Genomic DNA, 20,886 nt, shown 5'->3' on the forward strand with positions numbered 1-20,886 from the left:
CGGGAGTCTTCCCTTATTTTCTATAGTGGCTAAATTCAACTGTAAATATATTCTTTATTTCACTGTTAAAGAGAATTTCTAAAAATATTAATTTATAATGTTAGGTTATTTGCATGGCTAGTGTTCTGGGAATCGTTAGAATATCGCCTGCACCATCAACTAATGAATACGAGTTATCCGTTTATTCATTAGAAGAGAAAGGGAGGATTTTCATATTGGTTTTGTTGGCTAACCAGCTTGCCGGAAGAATGAGAGCACTCATCGCTATTGAAAGTAAGATCGTAGACGTAAAACATAAGCATAATGATGAACAGGTTGTACTGGAGTTGGAAAACAAAAGATCTGCGATGATTCGCAGCTTCACGCGTGATGAATTATTGGTAATCCACAAACTCAAAATTAAAAGCCCCGCTTCCTCGTGCATGCTGCACATGAAGCGGGGCTTTGCTATATCATTTTATCTCATGAAAGATAAAGTGTATTAAGCTTTTTTCATCATTTGACGCAATACGGTTTGCAGGATACCACCGTTGTGATAGTAATCTACGTCTACCATGCTGTCCAGACGAGCGATTACAGGGAAGTCAAACTGTGTACCGTCTTCACGGGTTACAGTGACTTTCAGCTCTTGACCTGGTTTCACATCATTGCTCAGACCTGTGATGTCAAACGTCTCGCGTCCGTTCAGACCGAGGCTGGACCAGCCATGACCTTCCTGGAATTGCAATGGCATAACGCCCATGCCCACCAGGTTACTGCGGTGAATCCGCTCGAAGCTTTCTGCGATAACGGCTTTGACGCCAAGCAGGAACGTTCCTTTTGCCGCCCAGTCACGGGAGCTTCCTGTACCATATTCTTTACCTGCGATAACGATCAGGTTCTGTCCTTCAGCCTGATACTTCATGGAAGCATCGTAGATGGACATCTCTTCGTCCGTTGGCAAGTATTTCGTAATACCGCCTTCGGTACCTGGAGCTACCTGGTTACGAATACGGATGTTGGCGAACGTACCACGCATCATCACTTCATGGTTACCACGGCGTGAACCGTAGGAGTTGAAGTCTTTGCGCTCAACGCCATGCTCTTTCAGGTATACTCCAGCCGGACTGGACGGAGCAATGTTACCTGCTGGTGAGATGTGGTCCGTTGTTACGGAGTCACCCAGCAATGCCATTACACGTGCAGCGCGGATATCGGAGATATCGTTCAGCTTGTCGCCAAGCTCCTGGAAGAATGGCGGGTTCTGGATGTATGTGGAGTTCGGGTCCCACTCATACAGCTCGCCTTCCGGTACGGCAATTTTGTTCCAACGCTCGTTGGCTGTAAATACATTCTCATATTTATTACGGAACATCTGAGCATTCAGGGAGCTTGCGATGGCATCCTTGATCTCTTCGGAGCTCGGCCAGATGTCTTTCAGGAATACAGGTTTATTATTTTGGTCGTGACCGATTGGATCGGTTTCGAAGTCGATATCAACTGTACCTGCAAGTGCGTAAGCAACAACGAGTGGCGGAGATGCCAGGTAGTTGGCTTTAACCTGAGCGTGTACACGGCCTTCGAAGTTACGGTTACCGGACAACACTGCCGCTACCGTCATATCGTTGGCAGCAATCGCCTCGCTGACTTCATCCGGCAGCGGGCCGGAGTTACCGATACAAGTCGCACAGCCGTAACCGGCAACGTTGAATCCGAGTTGGTCGAGATACGGAATCAGGCCAGCTTTTTCCAGATACTCGGTAACTACAAGGGAACCTGGAGTCAAGCTGCTTTTCACATATCCTGGTTTGGTCAGGCCGAATTCAACCGCTTTTTTCGCCAGCAAACCTGCACCGACCATAACGCTCGGGTTGGATGTATTCGTGCAGCTTGTGATCGCCGCGATTACAACAGCGCCCGCTTTCAGTTCACTTGTGGAACCGTCAGGGTGTGTCACTGGCACTTTTTGTTCAATCTTCTCATCGCTCAGTCCATATCCGCCTTTGTCGACAGGTGTACGGATGATGCTGTTGAAGCTTTCTTTCATCTGAGTCAGCTCGATGCGGTCTTGTGGACGTTTAGGTCCTGCAAGGCTTGGTACAACGGAGCCGAGATCAAGCTCGATAACATCCGTGAATTCCGGATCAACCGTGTCCGCTGTACGGAACATGCCTTGAGCTTTGTAATATGCTTCAACCAGGTCCACTTGCTCGTCGGAACGGCCAGTGCTGCGCAGGTAATTCAACGTTTCACTGTCTACCGGGAAGAAACCGATGGTTGCGCCGTATTCAGGTGCCATGTTGGCAACCGTTGCACGGTCAGCAAGGCCGATGTTGGCAAGGCCCGGTCCGTAGAACTCGACGAATTTGCCGACAACACCTTTTTTACGAAGCATTTGTGTAACAGTCAGCGCGAGGTCTGTTGCTGTAGCGCCTTCGCTCAGGCTGCCTGTCAATTTGAAACCGATAACGTCCGGTGTTACAAAATAAAGCGGTTGGCCCAGCATACCTGCTTCGGCCTCGATACCACCTACACCCCAGCCGACAACGCCAAGACCGTTGATCATGGTAGTGTGGGAGTCCGTACCTACGAGGGAATCCGGGAATACTACCGTTTCACCATCAACCGTTTTGGTTGCAGCTACGGAAGCGAGATACTCCAGGTTAACCTGGTGAACGATCCCTGTGGATGGCGGAACCGCACGGAAGTTGTTGAATGCCGTTTGTGCCCAGCGCAGGAAGCGGTAACGCTCTTCGTTACGCTCGAACTCAACTTTGATGTTGTAATCCAGTGCATCACTGGTTCCGAAAGCATCAACCATAACGGAGTGGTCAATAACGAGATCAACCGGTACGAGCGGATTGATCTGTTTCGGATCGCCGCCAGCTTTTTTGACGGTGTCACGCATTGCTGCAAGGTCAACAACGACAGGTACACCCGTGAAATCCTGCAGTACGATCCGCGCAGGGATGAACGGAATTTCCTTATTATTGTCACGGCCTTCTGCCCAGCCGGTCAGTTGTTTAACATGTTCTTCGGTAATGGCGCGTCCGTCGAATTGACGAATAGCTGCTTCAAGCAGCACTTTAATGGAGAAGGGAAGCTTGGAAAGGTCGCCGTGGCCGCCTTCCTGAAGAGCATCGAGACTGTAGTAGCGGTAAGACTTGCCTCCGACCTCAAGCGAACGAGCAGCGGAGAAATGGTTCTTGGCTGACATACATGTACCTCCTTAAAATGTGTCGGTGAGATGAAGAAAGCGTTCATTTCATAATGAAGAACAGGCTTCACCGTTCCGTGTTCTTGTTTAATGGTTTCATCAGATGAAACATAATTTCAAAATCATAACTTTAGTTCTAAGTATACCGTTTTCACATCCGTACGTAAAGGGCTTTTTGCCTGATCAAGCAAGCGTTTCAACACATGAAGGCGTTTTCTCCAGACAGGTATGAACAAGCCTGATTTCGATCATTCCTGACAGCTTATTCAGATGCTTCATTCGAGACGTGCACATACAACCAACATTCCCTTCATATAAATAGCAGGAGATAAGCTTATACCATTATGCTTTAAACAGTTCAAAACATTACATGCGATAAGCGATTCGAACATTACATGCGCACGACGATTCAAAACGGCTTAGGCTATGGACGATCCAGATCCGAACTCATGTCAAAGGGGGACACAAGCTTGGAACGCGAATGGAAGAGTGCCTTGTATACGTACGTCAACCAGTACAACCGCTGTGAGATCGATTACCGTCCACAGACGAGTGAACGAATCGTGACCGATCCCGAATTTGTGGTTGAACGGGGGGAACGCATGGCAAGGCTGGATGAATGGTATCGCAAACGGCGCGCCGTGCCACTTCGCAGCGAGACCAGCGCCAAGCTTGTGCGCACACTGATTGACGGGCCTGACGAAGCGGTAGCGGAGGTGCAGCTGTACAGCAGACTGTTCTATGAGAAGAGCGGCATCACTCACCGGGAGGATCGAATCGAGCGGGAGCGGTTAACCTTTTTGCGTGAAAATGGACAATGGAGCATTGCCCGTGTGGAGCGTGAGGTTCCTGAACGCAGACCTGCGGGCGAAGGGCGGCCGTACCAGCAGGCCGATTTTGTACAGGCGGTGAACCGTCCGCTCTTGAACCGCGAGGTGCTGGGCCAGGGCCGAAGTGCGAGACGACAGATCTATCGCCGGGATCTGGCTGTAGCTTATGCGGATCGGTGGTGGAATGCGGGCAATCCGGCCTTTGAAGAATTCGACGTGGACTGCACGAATTATGTGTCCCAGTGTCTCTTTGCAGGGGAAGCACCCATCCACTATACTGGTAGAAGAGAAGCGGGCTGGTGGTATAAAGGGTATGTGGGCGGCTCGGAAATGTGGAGTTACAGCTGGGCTGTGTCCAACAGTCTGGCCAGATATTTGTCCGGCAGCAGCTGGGGGCTGACAGCGACCGAAGTGAATCGACCCGAGCAGCTGATGCTCGGTGATGTCATTTTCTATGACTGGGATGGCGACGGGAGATTTCAGCACAGCACGGTGGTTACCGCTTTTGATGCGGGAGGCATGCCGCTGGTGAACGCACATACCGTGAGCAGTCGCCACCGTTTTTGGGATTACCGGGATTCGTATGCCTGGACAGAACGCACGGTGTATCGGCTTTTTCATATTGCAGACGAGTTCTGAGAGGGAAAGATTTGCGGGATGCGGTGACGCAGACAGCCCGTTCCGTGTAAAATAAGAATAGAGACCGGAAGCAGCAGGGCAATTGCCCGTATTGGTTGCGCAGACAGCATCAGGTACAGATATAATCGGAGGTTACGCATGAGTATGGATAAATTAAAAGTAGGCGTCGTATACGGCGGAAAATCGGGCGAACATGAGGTGTCGCTGCAAACGGCGTTTGCTGTAACAAATGCATTTGATTATGACAAGTATGAACTGGTTCCTTTTTATATCTCCAAGCAGGGGACGTGGAAAAAAGGAGCGGTAATGCATGCACCCTTTGCACGCATTGAAGATCTGAAGCTGGAAAGCTCGGCAGGGGGCACACAGGACGCGCTGAATGCATTATTCGCACGTTTATACGGTGGAGCGGAAGCGCTGGACATCATGTTCCCGCTGTTGCACGGCACGTTTGGTGAAGACGGCACGATCCAGGGCATGTTTGAGATGGCGGATATGCCGTATGTGGGTGCAGGCGTGCTGGCTTCGGCAGGCGGCATGGACAAAGTGGTCATGAAAAAGCTGTTCGCCCAGGCTGGTATTGACCAGTGTGCCTTCACGTATTTTAACGTCACACAATGGAAGCAGACTGAACATGAAATGATCGTACAGGTCGAGGATCAGCTGGGTTATCCATGTTTCATCAAACCGGCCAACCTTGGCTCCAGTGTGGGCATTTCCAAAGCGCGTAACCGCGATGAACTGAAAACAGCGATCGAGTTTGCACTCCGGTATGATACCAAAGTTGTCATTGAGGAATTTGTGGAAGCACGCGAGGTGGAGGTCAGCGTTCTCGGAAATGATGAACCGATGGCATCGGTTCCGGGTGAGATTGTATCCTCGGGTGAGTATTACGACTATGCAGCCAAGTATATTGATGGACAGTCACAGATGCTGATTCCTGCACCGCTGGACCCTGAAGCAGCAGATCGTATTCGTGAAGCGGCCTTGCAGGCGTTCCGTGCCATCGAGGGTAACGGCATTTCCCGTGCGGATTTCTTCATTCGCAAATCGGATGGAGCACTGCTAATCAATGAAGTGAACACAATGCCGGGCTTTACACCGTACAGTATGTACCCGCTCTTGTGGCGCGAGACAGGTGTGTCGTATGCAGAACTGCTGGATCGCATGATCGAGCTGGGTCTGGAGCGGTATAACCGCAAGCAGGCGCTGAATTACGAGAACGGCGTTCAGGCATAGCCTGCACGATCCGACTATCCAGGCAAGAGTCCAATATCAGCATATCAGGAGGAATGGGCATGGGATTTCAGACAGAGTTTAATTCAGTATGCAAATTCAAAAGCGAGCAAGAGCTCTTCGAACTGCTGGAATACGGCCGCGGCAAAATGGTCAAACAAGGCTTCCGGGTGTTTCCAACCGGGCAGAAAGTCATTGCATACACCCCGGATAACGTAGCGGTGGCGATTGTGAAGATTGTGGCTTCCATTGCGGAGATCAATTTTCAGAACCAGGAAGTGACGGAAGTGGAGATGCAGCTCATTCGCAAGCTGACCGAGGAAGAATCGCGTATCCAGACCGCACTTGCGGACGAAATGTTTTTCGGGGAGCAAGCTCAGGAGTAGTCTGATCACAGGACGCACCGAACAGAACGACTGGATGGATTTGCAACAATACGATTATGGTCTCTTGTTTAGGGTAAAACTTGGTTATATACCGTGTCGGCTTATCTCTGCGGCTGTCTATAGCCGTGAGGTCTGTCCGCTCTAAACAGAGAGGAAGAAATCCATGCTTGTACGTTTCGGTTACGTGGCAATGTCGGTGCTGGTGGAGAATGCTTCGCCTTCCCGGACGATGACGATGGCCAGCTTTAACAAGATCGGAGACAGGGAAGCAGCGATTCGCAAGCTGGAGCGCATTGCGGCCGAGAACCTGCACAATACGTTACGCTTGCTCAGGCACAATAAAGGCAGTCATATTCATGTATATCGTTTCTCGTCCAAATTAATTCCACTCGCAACCCATGAGGACCTGAGTGATTGGGACCCGTTCCCGGCACTGAAGCCGGATTTTGAAGCGATTGGTGACTTTGTGAAGGAAAATCAAATGCGCGTGTCCTTTCACCCGGATCATTTTACCGTACTGAGTACCCCTCGCGAAGAGGTGCTGCGCAACTCCATGAAGGATCTGCGTCATCACGTTCGCATGCTGAATGCCATGGGCCTGAATGCAACTGCGAAGAACAACATCCATATTGGGGGTGCATACGGAGACAAGCCTTCGGCAGCGCAGCGTTTTGAAGAAAACTTTATGAAGCTGGACCGGGATATTCAGGAACGGATGACACTGGAGAACGATGATAAGACGTTTAATGCACCCGAGACGCTGGCCGTATGCCAGAACCTCGGCTTGCCGATGGTGCTGGATATTCACCACCAGTGGGTAAATAACGAAGGCGAGCAGCCATGGGAGCTGTGGCCTGATATTTTGCATACCTGGCAATCACCGCTCGCACAAGCCGACGCATCTGCTGACCAGCCGTTAGCCCCGAAAATTCATGTCTCCAGCCCGAAGAGCGAGAAGGACCTGCGGGGTCATGCGGATGGAGTCGAGGTGGAGCCAGTGCTTGATTTTCTCCGTCATATCGCAGCATATACTCCAGCCCTTGATGTGATGATTGAGGCGAAACGCAAGGATGAAGCTCTCGTGCAGCTGATGCAGAAGCTGGCATTCTATCAGAATGAAGGTGTGGAATGGGTGGACGAGTCTACCGTTCGCATCCAGCCATGAAGCCAAAAGGGGCCTGGGCAGCAAGAAACTTTACGATGGCTCAGGCGTATACTTTTAACAAGTATTTTAACTTTTTCGTAGATTGATATAGAAAGTAGAGTGAACGCTTTGAATGAAAAGGAAAAGGTACCTTATGTCGTGACAAGCAAAAGCTATACTGCCGTTGCTATTAATGCCGCGTCCAAGGCAGGCGAATGGATCAAGAGCCGTCTGGGCACGGTAAGTGAGCTGGGAACCAAGTATTCTCCGCAGGATCTGGTGACCGAAGTGGATAAAGGGGCAGAGCAGATGATCCGCCGCCTGATTCTGACCCACTTTCCAGACCACACGATTCTGGGGGAAGAGGGCGTTGAACCAGGGCCTGAAGCTTCAGCAAGAGCACTGAAAGAAGCAGCAGAGGCAGAGTACCTCTGGATTGTTGATCCGGTAGATGGCACGACTAACTTTGTGCACGGATTCCCATTCTATTCGGTATCCATTGCGCTCGCTCATAAGGGCGAAGTCATTGTTGGTGTCATCTATGACCCTTCCCGTGATGAATTATTTGTTGCGGAAAAAGGAAAAGGAGCTTACGTGCACGGAAACCGGATGACGGTATCGGGCGAAGAAACACTGGAACAGAGCCTCGTGGCGGTAGGCTTCCCGGCAGATGCCACCTTTGCGCTGCCGCTTAATATGGCTGCTGTACAGGCTCTGGCACCGCAGGTTCGCAATTTGCGTGCAGGTGGCTCAGCTGCAATTCATCTGGCTTATGTTGCTGCAGGACGTCTGAGTGCCTATACGGAAGTTGGCCTCAAGCCGTGGGATATTGCCGCAGGAGCACTGCTGGTAGCGGAATCCGGCGGTAAGGTTACGGATACCGTTGGAACACCGTATACACTGGCGGTGAACCATATCGTTGCCAGCAATGGCAGGGTTCATGATGCGTTGACGGGTGTGCTGAAGGAAGCCAAGGCTACAGGCCTAGAGTAAAATGATTGAAGGAGCGAATAACGATGGATGAATCCAAAGAACTGGAACGGCGGCTTAGCGATATGCTGACAGAAGGAGACATGGAAGCTTCCGGCGATGCTGAAGAGCGGGAACGTCAGCTGATTCCTCCGAAATACGAGGTCCGCATTCAGACAGAACGGGACCCGATTGTTGAAGAAACGTTAAAGTTCCGTACGATGGCTCGTGAACTGGATAACCGTTATGATCGGTATCTGGACCGTGCTGCCAAGCAGAAAGCAGAGGCAGAGGCAGACGACCAATCGCAGTAAATATGCTCTCTTACATGAAGTATTTTTGATCAAAGGCAGGCTTCCCGGCAAAGGGGAGTCTGTTTTTTGGTGCATGCATAGTGGAAAGAAGACAGGGCCGTAATCAAGGTGATAGAATAGAGGGACACAGGCATATGTCATCGGAGTGATGGATGTACTATATTATCGTGTAAATGATAGATTTAATTTAAGGGAGTGTTCACAAGAATGAAGCGTAAACGGATTTGGAAAAACACAGCTGCAGGTCTGTCTGCCAGTATGCTGGCGGGGATGCTGCTGTTCACATCGTCCGCATTGCCTGCACATGCTGCTGATGCTGAAACGGCTGTATTACCTGTGGCATCAAACGAAACATCGAAGACAGCACCAAAGAAAGATGTGGTGGCTGCGACGAAAGAGTTCCGCATTGTCACATTGGGTGACTCCATTACTGTAGGCTACGAGCCGAAAATGACAACCCTACCGTACGGTTATGTAGAGCGACTGCAGGAGCAGGGCTTGCTTCATGGACGGACACAGGTCGATAACTTCGGCATCGCCGGACTTAAAACCAGTGGTTTGAAGAATTTTACGGATGCTATTAATGCAGGCAGAACGCTTACTGCTGATGAAATTCAGCCTAACCTGCCCGATCCGAGAGCCGGACAGATTGGTACAAACACGACTGCCATCCGTGAAAGCATTGCACAGGCCAATCTCGTTGCGATGACGATTGGTGGCAATGACGTATCCGAGCTGCTTGGTACAGCGAACACCATGAGCGATCAGGAGCTGCAGGAAAAAGTGAAAGAATTGTTGTCAACGTATACAACGAATGTGACTGCTATCATTAATGATATTCATGCCATTAATCCATCTGCCCGGATTGTTATTGCCGACCAATATCAGCCGATGCCGGCGGTAGCAGGTAAAGAGCTGTACGCCAAGCTGATGCAGGCTTCCCAGGGCTTCACACAAACGATTGACGGCATCGCCGCTCAGTTCACAGCTCAGGGCGCAGATGTGAAAGTGGCTCATGTCGCCAAAGAATTTGTTGGCGGCGAAGGTACGATGACACATATGATCAAAGACCGTGATTTTCATCCGAATCAATTTGGATATGCTGCTATCGCTGAAGTCTTTGCCAAAACGATCTGGGGCGACTACACCAAACTGACTGCTCCGGAAGCGGGTCAACCGATGAACATTATTGTGAGCGGTAAAATGCTGAACACTCCATACAAGCCGATTATCCGTAACGGCAAAAACTTCGTAGCTATTCAAGACATTGTAAACGCGGTAGGTGCGAAAACGGTATGGGATAACAAAACGTCCACAGCAACCATTACCTACGGTGACCGCAAGGTAGCTGTGAAGATGGGAGCCAAGTCCGTGATCGTGAACGGAGCATCTGTTGCTGTGGATACACCTGCCTTCCTGAACAAAGTTGGCAAGGAATCCAAAACCTATGTGCCCGTAGCGATGGTCGCCGAGGGCCTGGGCTTTGACGTGCAGTATGTAGCAAAGCTCAAAACGGTATTTGTGAATCCGTAACAAGTTATTTTAAGCAGTGCCCCGAGAGCATTGCTTGAAATGTATAACTAAGAGCAGGAAAATGGACCGTTGATTATAGTAAATGTAAGGTGAGAATGTACTGTAAATGTACAGGGTGACCTTGTGAGCGGAGAGGTATAGAACGAAGCCGCGAAACCCGGGACTCTTTCACCGAAAGTGTTATGCAAGTGACGAAGCAGGAAGTACTTATGCCTCGTCACTTTTTTGTTGCAGCCGTAATGTGGTCATCGGCAGGCATCATAAACGAACGGTGATTGTGCGGTGAAAGCTCCATAGAAGCTCGATAGAAGCTCGTTATAAGAGCTCGATATAAGAGTAGATGAAGAGTAGATGAGTGAAAACTAGGTAAAAGCTAGATATAAGAAAAGTGAAGGCTAGTAGAGACTAAGTGAGGGCTAAGTGAAAGCCAGGTGGAAAACCTCAAAAGTTTTAAAAAGCTCGATAGAAGCTAGATGGGCTAGAAAGGAGCTCAATAAAAGCTAGATAGGAGCTCAATAGCATCCCAATAGCATCCAAATAGCATCCAAATAGGAGTTCAATGCGGTGGGTGTCGCTAACGAATCCCAGAAGCCTTATTTCGCTCTAAATGGGCCTTTTAGAATTCTAACGATTCGTAGTAACGCTATTGGTGTAAAATCTCTCGATTTTTCCTGTTTTAAGCTGTATTTAGGTAAAATAGCGTCGCTGGGAATCGTTAGAATGTGTAACCTCGATTAAACAGCAGAATAAGGTCTGTGGGGATCGTTAGCGTTGCTGGGATACTGCTTGGTCGTTGATGTTCCTCCTGAATTCCTATAAGCCTCATGTACTTGATGTATAATCAAGAAAGGAAGTATACACCAGCTTCATTTCGAGACGAATTGTTTCACCAGTAACCTGCATACAGCGTTGTCCCAAGCAGGTAACTATCCAGCACCAGGCCACACTACAATAGCTTCGTACTCTTCTGATAGAAGAGCGCTGCATATCAGGGCATGTCTTGAAACCCACTGAAGTGCCTCTTTTACCGCCTTTTCGCCTCCTGCTGCGTCACTTTTCCTTGACGTGCCCCTACACACCTGCGGGAAACTCTCTGGCATCCTGTCTCCAAGCAGTCTACCTCCTACAATGACTTATTATGTTGCATAATTATGACTTGTCATCTGCCCATGGTTGTGTAAATATGAAAATAACTTACAGGGAATATGAATGTGCAGGGAATATGAATGTGCGGTCAGCATCGTGGACTTTGTTATGGTCACAGAACAATAGTATTCAGGATCAGCATTGTAATCGTAGTTACAGTGGCAGACAGACTCAAGGCACTGCAGTTATAGTTAGCTATAGTCACAGCTACATTCACAATTCAATCACAGTCGCAGCCACAAATCATAATCTAATCACAGTCGCAGCAACAATCAAAGTATAAAGTATGATCGGAGTCCATTAAATTATGGCACAGTCGCATCCAGACTGAGGTCAATTCACAGTTGCATTCTCAAATGAACTTGAATCAAAATTGCCATTGCAGTTGCAGTTGAATTTTTGGAGGCACGAACGCAGAGACACGGCAGAATCATAAACAATCTAATATCTGTAGCCATCGCCCAGCACATCCCACCCATGCTATAACCGCACCCTTCGCCAAGCAAAGGAGCGCTCCTGAGTGAACAAAATTAAAAACGCTTTCACAACACTGCCCATTCATCACAAAACGATGCTGCTCATCGGTTTTTTGATGCTGATCAGCCTTGCTTTTTACCTCTCTGTCATGCAGTACGTACTGAATATTTATGACCGTCAGATTTATGAAAAGTCGTCACAGGTGCTGAATATGTCATCCGTCGGCATCGAAAACAAGCTGCGTGAGTTATCCAATCTGTCCTTCAAGGTGATGTCGGATGAGCCGCTGCAGCAGTATTTGCTGCAACTGGAGAAGGCCGAAAGTGGATACGAGCGAAATGGTTTGCGCAAAAAGATAACAAATCGCCTCGTCGCTTACGCCGGTTCCGAGAAATACGTGTACTCCATGATATTTATCGACAACGATAACAATGTGATGGCGGCAGGCAACCGGGAAGGTATTTCAGCTGCGAAGCAAAAGGAACTGATCTCGCTGGGCGAGCAGTATGCCGGCTCCAACGTATGGCAGGCCAGTGGCGATCAGCAGGCGAGGCTGCTGTCCGTCAGGCAGGTGAAATCCTTCACTGGCGGGGCGTTTACACTGGAGAAGCTGGGCACGCTGATTATCCGTGTGCGGCTGGACCGAATCGTTCAGGATCAGATGCAGGAGCCAGCCGAGGATTCCCAGCTGCTGATCGTTGACGGCACGGAGGTGATCTATCCCACCGAATCCAACGTGAGCAAGGCCGAAATCGCATCGGAGCTGAAGCGGACGCAGCCTTACGGAATTGCGACGTTAGAGCAGGGGAAGTATTTTGTGGCAAGAGCACATTCCTCCTACACGAGCTGGAATTATTTATATACCACGCCGTTCGATCAGATGTTTAAGCAGATTCAGTTTGTGAAACAGCTCGTGATCGTTATTTTTATTATGATCTTTTTGGCGGCCCTGGTGTTCGGAGCCAAATTTTCTCGCAGTATCACCCATCCGATTGCCCAACTAATCAAGAAGATGCGTAATATTGAAAAGGGAGACCTCGATAAACTGGAGGAGGCGGCCCTTGGCAACATTCCCGTCTCTCCGCAAAATGAAGTCGGACTGCTGCATCGCACCTTCAAGATGATGCTGCAGCGGATACGAGAGCTGATTGATGAGAATTATGCGAAGCAGCTCGTCATAAGAGAAACTGAATTGAAAGCGCTTCAGGCGCAAATTAATCCGCACTTTTTATACAATACCCTTGAGTCGATTAACTGGCTTGCCAAAGTGCAGAAGCAGCATCAAATCTCGGAGATGGTCGAGGCTCTTGGGTTCCTGCTGCGCAGCTCGGTCAATATGTCCGAGAAGTGGATTACGCTGGAGAGGGAGCTGGAGATTGTGCGCAGCTATGTGACCATTCAGCGTACCCGGTTTGAGGAGAGGCTTGATTTTGATATGCATATTGCCCCGGAGGTCGGGACGGCCCGCATTCCCAAATTAACCCTGCAGCCGCTTGTGGAAAATGCCATTCATTATGCACTCGAGCCCAGCATCGAGCCCTGCCAGATTCGAATTCGTGCCAGAGCAGAGGGGCATCACGTCTGCATTGAGGTTGAGGATAACGGGCCGGGCATGACCTCCGAATTCATGGAGCGTTTGCAGGAAGGGCAGATTCAGACCAGAGGACAGGGCATAGGACTTGCCAATATTCAGGAGCGTCTCAGGCTGACCTTTGGCGACAAAGGCATCATGAGCATACGCAGCACACCCGGATCAGGAACTGTAGTATCGATCAGCATACCTTGGATCAGAGAGGACGATGACGATGTACAAAGTAATGCTCGTAGATGATGAACGTGTCATACTGGAGGGGATTTCCCAGGTGGTCGACTGGGCGGCCGCGGGCACAGAACTGGTGGATACAGCAAGAAACGGTGTGGAGGCTCTCGGGAAAATCGAAAGCGCCAAGCCGGATATCATCATTACGGATATTTCGATGCCTGGTCTGGATGGATTGGGACTGATTGAGAAAGCGTCCGAGGCCTATCCGGCGGTACGATTTATCATGCTGTCCGGCTACAAGGAATTTGAGTATGCTCGCAAGGCAATGCAGTATGGCGTCAAGCATTATCTGCTCAAGCCCTGCAACGAAAACCAGATTCATGACGCCTTGATCGAGCTCTTGCAGGAGCGTCAGGATGCACAGGTGAGGGAGCATGCGGCAGGAGAGATCAAGCAGCGTTTACAGCGGGTGCTGCCTCATGTGAAGGAGCAGTTTTTGCTGGAGTTTATGACCAACCGTACCTACGGTCCGATGGATCTGGAATACTATCAGGAGCTGTTCAATCTGGAGCTGCAGCAGAAAAGCGTACGGTTACTGTTGCTTCGCATTGTGGAAGAGCATGATTACAGTCACTTGTTTGCGATCAAAAATATAGCGGCTGACCTGCTTCCGGGTGTACTGTTAAGCACAACGATTGAAGGTAAACTCCTTATTGTGCTGGCAGATGCGGCAGATCTGGATGAGCTACAGGAGCGCATTGAAGCGGTTCGGCAGGCGTTCATCCGTCTGTACAAATTAGAAGTTACCGCTGCGCTGAGTGAAGCGGATCATATGATCCAGTCCCGCCGGCTGTACCGCGAGGCGCTGCAGTACTTGAATCATCGTTTTTTCATCGGTGAGGGCAAGCTGATTACGAAAAATGACGTTGTATTGGCAGGGGAGTGCAGCGGTGTACATGTGGAGCAGGATGCAGAGCAGCTGTGCCAGTTGATTAAATCCGGCAACACGGAGGAAGCTGCTGCGGAGGTGGAGCGTTTGTTCGAGCAGCTGAAAGAACAGAAGCTGGATACCGAGGTGACACGTGCTTACGTGGTGCAGTTATACTCGGCCATGATTCAGGTGTGCCCGCCCGAGGAGGCTACCGATTTTACGCAGCGGATGGCGGAGCTGACACATATGGACACATTGCCTGCCTTGAAAACATTTGTAGCCGACAGCGCTGCAAAGTTAACGGCAGGTTATTACAAAAATTATATCAGCCGCCAGTCATCAGCCGTGGAGAAAATGATGGATATTGTAGACCGCCATTATGGAGAAGCAGACCTGTCTCTGAGTGGTGTAGCCCATCAGATGTTATACATGAACCCGGACTACCTCGGTAAAATTTTCAAGAAGGTGACAGGTGAAAACTTCTCGAATTACGTCAATCGTCTTCGCATTGAACGGGCATGTGAACATATCCGCAGAGGCGGGGATGTAAAGGTGTTTGAGCTGGCAGAGCTGTTCGGGTTTGGAGGCAACTCGCAGTATTTCAGTCAGGTGTTCAAAAAATGGACCGGAATGACACCAACCGAATTTCGAAAATTCGGCATATAACAAAGAACTGGCAAGGAGCTTGCCTGTTTATGGAGGAGGACAACTGATGCCTGGAGCGTCAGAGATGTCCTCCTCTGTTTTTTGAACCAACAAGACGGTTTTGTGTATTCAACTTGAACCGGACTTTTGCGAAAATGACAATATCAAGTTTGTGAAAGCGTTATCAGTATTACATCAACAGGATGGAGATAACCCGATCACACAACCATATCAACATAAAAGGGGAGATTGGCATGGTGAAAAAGGCAATATTCCTGATGATGGCTGCGCTACTTGTTTTTACAGCAGCGTGCAGCTCAGGTGGAGGCAGTGAGCAAGGGGCTGGCAGCAAGGATGAATCGGTGAATCTGCGTATCGCCTGGTGGGGCTCCGATACACGGCATGAATACACACAGAAGGTCATCGACCTGTATAAAACGAAAAATCCAAACGTCAAAATTGACGTGGAATATGCTTCCTTTGACGATTACTGGAAAAAGCTCGCCCCGCAAGCCGCAGCGAACCAGCTGCCTGACATTATCCAGATGGATATTTCCTACATCAGCCAGTATGCACAGAACGGTCAGCTTGAGGATCTCGCCCCTTATCTGGGCAACCAGATCAAGGTGGATGATGTGGCCGAAAATGTCATCAGCACAGGTGTCATTAACGGTAAACAGTACGGTGTTCCTGCCGGGGTTAACGTGCTCGGTTTTCAATATGATCCGGCGCTGCTGAAGAAAGCTGGCGTTGATGCCATGCCGGAAAATCTGACATGGGAATCCTACGAAGCGCTTGGGAAACAGGTCGCAGAGAAGGGACTGTATCTGGATGGCGGCGTAGCGCCGGATATTTTCTTCCACTACTTCCTGCGTACCAAAGGCAAATCGCTCTATAACCCGGAAGGCACCGGGCTTGGTTATGATGACGATGCATTGTTTGTCCAATTTTTCGGACTCATGCAGCGTATGATCGAGCAGAAGGCTGCACCTTCCCCGGATGTAGCGAACCAAACCAAAGGCATCATTGAAGAGTCGGATCTGGTGAAGGAAAAAGGGATCGGTGTATGGCAATGGTCCAACCAGTTCGTTGCCTTGCAGCAGGTAGCTAACCGTCCACTTGCCATTGCGCCAATGCCTGGTCCGGATATGGAAAAAGGACTTTATATGCAGCCAAGTATGTACTGGGGTGTAACGTCCAACTCCAAAGTGAAGGAAGAAGCAGCGAAGTTCATTGATTTCTGGGTGAACGATGAAGAAGCCAACAAACTGATCAAAGGGGAGCGCGGTGTGCCGATTTCCGGAAAAATCAAAGAGGCTATTGCCCCTGAGCTGAGTGATGCAACGAAACAGGTATTTGAATTTGTAGCTTCCATGGAGCCCAAGGCTTCACCAATGAGCCCTCCGCCGCCAGTAGGCTCACCAGAGGTGATCTCCGCACTGGCCGATGTGGTGGAGGAATTGAATTTTGGCAAAATTACACCTGAACAAGCAGCACAGACCTTCCGCAAAAATGCCGAGGCTGTACTGGCGAACAATAAATAACAGTTGAATGATCGCTTGCTCGTCCCGCTTGCAGGGATGGTCGGGACCGGGGCTGCTCGCTGATGGCGGGGGCCTTTGCCCGTCCCGTTTGTTTTCCCGTTGCCCGTTCCTTTTGCAATATGAAGGCTCGCAGCAGGCTGATCGATGAAGGAGGTACGTTCCCCATGAGGCAGTATTCATCATTGCGCAGAAACTTGACCGGATATGCGTTTATCAGCCCGTTCATTATTGGATTTCTTGGATTTACACTTATTCCGATGTTTGTTTCCTTATATATGTCGTTTACGAGTTATAACCTGTTCACTTCTCCAAGGTGGATTGGACTCGACAACTATACCAAAATGTTTTTTGATGACCCGAAGTATTGGAATTCGGTCAAGGTTACCTTTTTATATGTATTCATCGGGGTGCCGTTAAGGCTGATCTTTGCCCTGTTTGTAGCGATGATTCTGAATACGGGCTCTCGTATGGTCGGAACGTATCGTACCTTGTACTATCTGCCTTCTATCATTGGAGGTAGTGTCGCTGTATCCATCATGTGGCGTAACCTCTTCAGCAATGAAGGTGTGATTAACAGTGCAATGACCGCGATCGGTATTGGTCCAGTCAGCTGGTTCGGCGACCCGGATGCGGCTCTGGTTATGCTGATATCGCTGTCGGTATGGCAGTTTGGATCATCCATGCTGATTTTCCTGGCAGGACTCAAAAATATCTCTCCCGAGATGTATGAAGCTGCCGGGGTAGACGGCGCAAATCCGGTTCGCAAATTTTTCAGCATTACGCTGCCGCTGCTCAGTCCAATTGTGCTGTTCAATCTGATCATGCAGACGATCGGTGCATTTATGACCTTTGTCCCGGCATATATCATCTCCAAAGGCGAAGGCGGTCCGATGGACGGCACGATGCTCTACTCGCTGTATCTGTTCCGTCAGGCGTTTATGTTTAACAACATGGGTTATGCCTCGGCTATGGCCTGGGTGATGCTGATTATGATCGGTGTACTCACCGCCGCAGTGTTCCTGACATCCAAGTTCTGGGTATTTTACGAATCTGAAGGAGGGAAATGATTATGGTGTGGAGAAATGTCAAATGGCCTGTCTATCATCTGTTTGTTGCCGCACTTGCTTTCCTGATGCTTTACCCGGTGCTGTGGATGCTGTTCAGCTCATTTAAGGAAAGCCGCACGATCTTTGTCACGGCAGAGAGCCTGTTTCCAACCGAGTGGATCTGGTCCAACTATGTGGATGGCTGGAAAGGAACAGCCGGAAGGCCCTTTATGGATTACATCACCAATTCACTGGTGATCGTAGTGATCTCGACCATAGGAGCTGTGCTGTCATCGTCACTGATCGCGTTTGGTTTTGCCAGACTGAATTTCAAAGGACGCACCTTCTGGTTTTCGTTGATGATGTTAACGCTGATGCTGCCGCATGACGTGGTGCTGGTTCCTCAGTATATTATCTTTACCAAGCTCGGGTGGCTGAACACCATTCTGCCGATTGTTGTACCTACATTTTTCGGGATGCCGTTTTTTATCTTCCTGATGGTGCAGTTCATTCGTACGATTCCGAAAGAGCTGGACGAGGCAGCAACGATTGACGGCTGTAACAAATTCAGGCTGTATATCCAGATCATTATGCCACTGATCAAATCTTCGCTGGCGACAGCGGCAATCTTCTCCTTTTACTGGAGATGGGAGGACTTGCTCGGACCGGTGCTGTATCTGAACTCGCCTGACAAGTACACCGTTTCGATGGCGCTCAAAATGTTCCTGGACAGTGAATCGGCCTCCAACTGGGGTGCCATGTTTGCCATGTCGATCGTCAGCCTGATTCCGGTAGTTACCGTATTCTTTATTTTCCAGAAGCAAATTGTGCAGGGCATGAGTACGAGTGGTTTGAAGGGGTAACAGGCAGAGGGGTTAAACCAATAGTATATGGAGGAATTTAACCAGTGGACTCAGCGGACTTGAATAAGGCAGAACGAGCAGGAAGTGCAGGTAGTGTATGGAGTGCAGACAGTGCTGAAAAGGTAGAGGAATTAGAGCAATTAGAGGAATCAGAACAAGCACAACAAACAGAACAAGCAGGGCCGAAGGTGAACTCCTGGAAGTTTAATTTTGGTCCATACGCAAACATGACATCAACTCTGGACTCAGGGAACGGGATGTCAGAGCAGAACGTGAAACGAGAGAGCAATGAAGGGATTACATTTGCAAGACATGTAGCAGAGCATAGAGGAGAACTTGCAGTTGAACATATAGTGGAGAAAGCAGCGGAACATACAGCAGAGAATGCAGTTGAACATGTTGAAGGCTACACGTCTGTTTCGTCCACAACGATATATGATGTGCGCAAAGGATATGGCTTTGAACCCGGCTCATTGGTATATGAGAAACAGCGGTATGGAGAGCAGGAGGATGGGGCAGCTGAAGCTTCCAATTCAATCTTGGCAAAAGGAGTTCAACCCTCGCAAGGGCAGACAGCTATGTCTGTCCGCTTGCGTTCCAGCTTCTGCATCCCGCTCAAGGCATCGTTTATTGTGGATGTACCGGATGGGACGTATCAGGTGCTGCTCATTGCCGGTGATCCGCTTGCGGATACGGTAACTCGTGTCAAAGCCGGAGAAGGTCGGATGATGCTGCCTGTCATACGTACGGTGGCGGGACAATGTGCAGAGATGCGGTTTGCCGTTGTTGTACGTGGAGGGCGGCTTCGACTGAGCTTCTCTGGTCCTGCACCGCGGATTAATGCACTGGAGATTACTCTTGCGAATCAGACGATGACCGTATTTCTCGCTGGGGACTCCACGGTAACGGATCAGCCCGAGAGCGGATACCCGTATTGCGGCTGGGGGCAGCTACTGCCTGCACAGTTCAAACATGACGTAGCTGTGGATAATCATGCGATGTCAGGCCGCAGCTCACGCAGCTTCATTCATGAAGGCCGCTTGGATGCGATTATGCAGCGAATCAAGCCTGATGACTTTCTGTTTATTCAATTCGGACATAACGACGAGAAGCCGGACCCCGAACGGGGAACAGAGCCTTTCACCACATACAAGCAATATTTGAAAAAATATATCGATGCCGCACGCGAAGCCAACGCTCGCCCGGTGCTGATCACACCCGTGCATCGGCGTTACTTTGCGGATGACGGTACATTAACGGATACACACGGCGATTATATCATCGCCATGCGGGAGCTGGCGGAAGCCGAGCATGTACCGCTGATCGATCTGGCTGAGCGCAGCCGCAAATTGTTCGAACAGGCGGGTGAAGAAGGCAGCAAAGAGGATTTTATGTGGGTGCTGCCTGGCGAGTATATCAACTTTCCGACGGGTGTGGAGGATAACACACATTTTCAGGAGCGAGGTGCGCGCCGCTTGGCACAGCAGGTGGCTGAAGCGGTCCGCGAGCTGCGTCTGCAGCCGTTACAGATGTATCTGCGGTAAAAGAGTGGGCACAAGGTGAAAGGTTAGAGGTTGTGGCAGAGGCTGGGGTAAGGTAGGACACAGGTACAAAAGGATGTAGATGCAGATATAGGGTAGATGTAGATGAGGATGCAGATATAGAGCAGGCAGATGGTATTTTTGGAGAACTAGCTCGAGATGGTCTGGGGATTTTAACGATCCTGCAATACCAGCTGGCAGCAGGAAATTTGAAGATTACTACAAACCAGACTGGTGGGGTTGCTCAACGAACTCCACAGATTAAACTGGCGGTGGGAGCTCTAACGATCCCCACGGAGCAAATTGGTGATTCTACCAAATCCTACAAACCAAACTGTCGGCGGGTCTCTAACTATTGCCATAGATCAAACTGGTGATGGGAGCTCTAACGGTCGCCATATATCAAACTTATGGTGGGAGCTCTACCAATTCCTACAACTAAACTGTTGGCGAGCACTCTAACGATCCCCACAAACCTTATTTGCCCCAAATTTGCTGATGTAGAATTCTAACGAATCGTAGGAACCTTATTCCATCCAAAACACCCTAAAATGCACTCAATATCAGCAAAATGAGCTAAATAGCGTCTCTGTGAATCGTTAGAAAAGTAGCATGATCCAAATCGCCCAAATAAGGCTTCTCTGAATCGTTAGCGCATATCGTCACCCCAAAACGGCGCTCAGC

General features: G+C 49.6%; 15 protein-coding genes. 14 read left to right on the plus strand and 1 reads right to left on the minus strand.

Going from position 1 to position 20,886, the window contains the following annotated elements; all coding sequences use genetic code 11:
• Positions 1 to 113 precede the first annotated feature (113 nt).
• On the plus strand, positions 114 to 485 hold the full coding sequence (locus ACQSGY_RS28255) for a hypothetical protein (protein WP_427181868.1): 372 nt from the start codon (positions 114 to 116) through the stop codon (positions 483 to 485).
• Here ACQSGY_RS28255 and acnA read toward each other — a convergent pair.
• Positions 482 to 3,196 (minus strand): aconitate hydratase AcnA, encoded by a 2,715-nt coding sequence (gene acnA, locus ACQSGY_RS28260; RefSeq protein ID WP_427181869.1) that lies wholly within the window; start codon positions 3,194 to 3,196, stop codon positions 482 to 484. The two genes, ACQSGY_RS28255 and acnA, sit on opposite strands and share 4 nt — an antisense overlap.
• Positions 3,197 to 3,645: 449 nt before the next feature.
• On the opposite strand from acnA, the gene ACQSGY_RS28265 reads away from it, so the two are divergent.
• The 13 genes from ACQSGY_RS28265 to ACQSGY_RS28325 all read left to right on the plus strand — a co-directional run bounded on the left by ACQSGY_RS28265 (position 3,646) and on the right by ACQSGY_RS28325 (position 20,205).
• Positions 3,646 to 4,665, plus strand: coding sequence for an amidase domain-containing protein (locus ACQSGY_RS28265; protein WP_427181915.1), 1,020 nt, complete (start codon positions 3,646 to 3,648; stop codon positions 4,663 to 4,665).
• Positions 4,666 to 4,803: 138 nt separating this feature from the next.
• Positions 4,804 to 5,904: a D-alanine--D-alanine ligase gene (locus tag ACQSGY_RS28270; protein ID WP_427181871.1), complete on the plus strand. Its 1,101-nt coding sequence runs from the start codon at positions 4,804 to 4,806 to the stop codon at positions 5,902 to 5,904.
• 59 nt (positions 5,905 to 5,963) lie between these two features.
• Entirely contained in the window at positions 5,964 to 6,287 is a 324-nt protein-coding gene (locus tag ACQSGY_RS28275) for a hypothetical protein (protein ID WP_110899160.1), read from the plus strand.
• 163 nt (positions 6,288 to 6,450) lie between these two features.
• Positions 6,451 to 7,452, plus strand: coding sequence for a UV DNA damage repair endonuclease UvsE (gene uvsE / locus ACQSGY_RS28280; protein ID WP_216519889.1), 1,002 nt, complete (start codon positions 6,451 to 6,453; stop codon positions 7,450 to 7,452).
• A 108-nt stretch (positions 7,453 to 7,560) separates the two neighbouring features.
• Positions 7,561 to 8,424, plus strand: coding sequence for an inositol monophosphatase family protein (locus ACQSGY_RS28285; protein ID WP_427181916.1), 864 nt, complete (start codon positions 7,561 to 7,563; stop codon positions 8,422 to 8,424).
• 23 nt (positions 8,425 to 8,447) lie between these two features.
• Positions 8,448 to 8,714 carry a hypothetical protein gene (locus ACQSGY_RS28290; RefSeq protein WP_427181872.1) on the plus strand — a complete coding sequence of 89 codons (267 nt, stop codon included), beginning with the start codon at positions 8,448 to 8,450 and terminating at the stop codon, positions 8,712 to 8,714.
• A 207-nt stretch (positions 8,715 to 8,921) separates the two neighbouring features.
• Positions 8,922 to 10,247, plus strand: coding sequence for a stalk domain-containing protein (locus ACQSGY_RS28295; protein WP_427181873.1), 1,326 nt, complete (start codon positions 8,922 to 8,924; stop codon positions 10,245 to 10,247).
• Positions 10,248 to 11,913: 1,666 nt separating this feature from the next.
• Positions 11,914 to 13,701, plus strand: coding sequence for a cache domain-containing sensor histidine kinase (locus tag ACQSGY_RS28300; RefSeq protein ID WP_427181874.1), 1,788 nt, complete (start codon positions 11,914 to 11,916; stop codon positions 13,699 to 13,701).
• Entirely contained in the window at positions 13,676 to 15,229 is a 1,554-nt protein-coding gene (locus ACQSGY_RS28305) for a response regulator transcription factor (protein ID WP_427181876.1), read from the plus strand. Before ACQSGY_RS28300 ends, ACQSGY_RS28305 begins: the two co-directional genes overlap by 26 nt.
• Positions 15,230 to 15,462: 233 nt before the next feature.
• Positions 15,463 to 16,752, plus strand: coding sequence for an ABC transporter substrate-binding protein (locus tag ACQSGY_RS28310; protein ID WP_111272119.1), 1,290 nt, complete (start codon positions 15,463 to 15,465; stop codon positions 16,750 to 16,752).
• A gap of 164 nt (positions 16,753 to 16,916) precedes the next feature.
• Entirely contained in the window at positions 16,917 to 17,819 is a 903-nt protein-coding gene (locus ACQSGY_RS28315; RefSeq protein ID WP_145406310.1) for a carbohydrate ABC transporter permease, read from the plus strand.
• Between the two features lie 2 nt (positions 17,820 to 17,821).
• Positions 17,822 to 18,661, plus strand: coding sequence for a carbohydrate ABC transporter permease (locus ACQSGY_RS28320; RefSeq protein WP_427181878.1), 840 nt, complete (start codon positions 17,822 to 17,824; stop codon positions 18,659 to 18,661).
• A gap of 353 nt (positions 18,662 to 19,014) precedes the next feature.
• Complete coding sequence (locus ACQSGY_RS28325; protein ID WP_427181918.1) at positions 19,015 to 20,205, plus strand: rhamnogalacturonan acetylesterase; 1,191 nt, start codon at positions 19,015 to 19,017, stop codon at positions 20,203 to 20,205.
• Positions 20,206 to 20,886 lie beyond the last annotated feature (681 nt).

It is taken from the genome of Paenibacillus sp. TC-CSREp1, assembly GCF_050171015.1.
Lineage (GTDB): Bacteria > Bacillota > Bacilli > Paenibacillales > Paenibacillaceae > Paenibacillus > Paenibacillus silvae.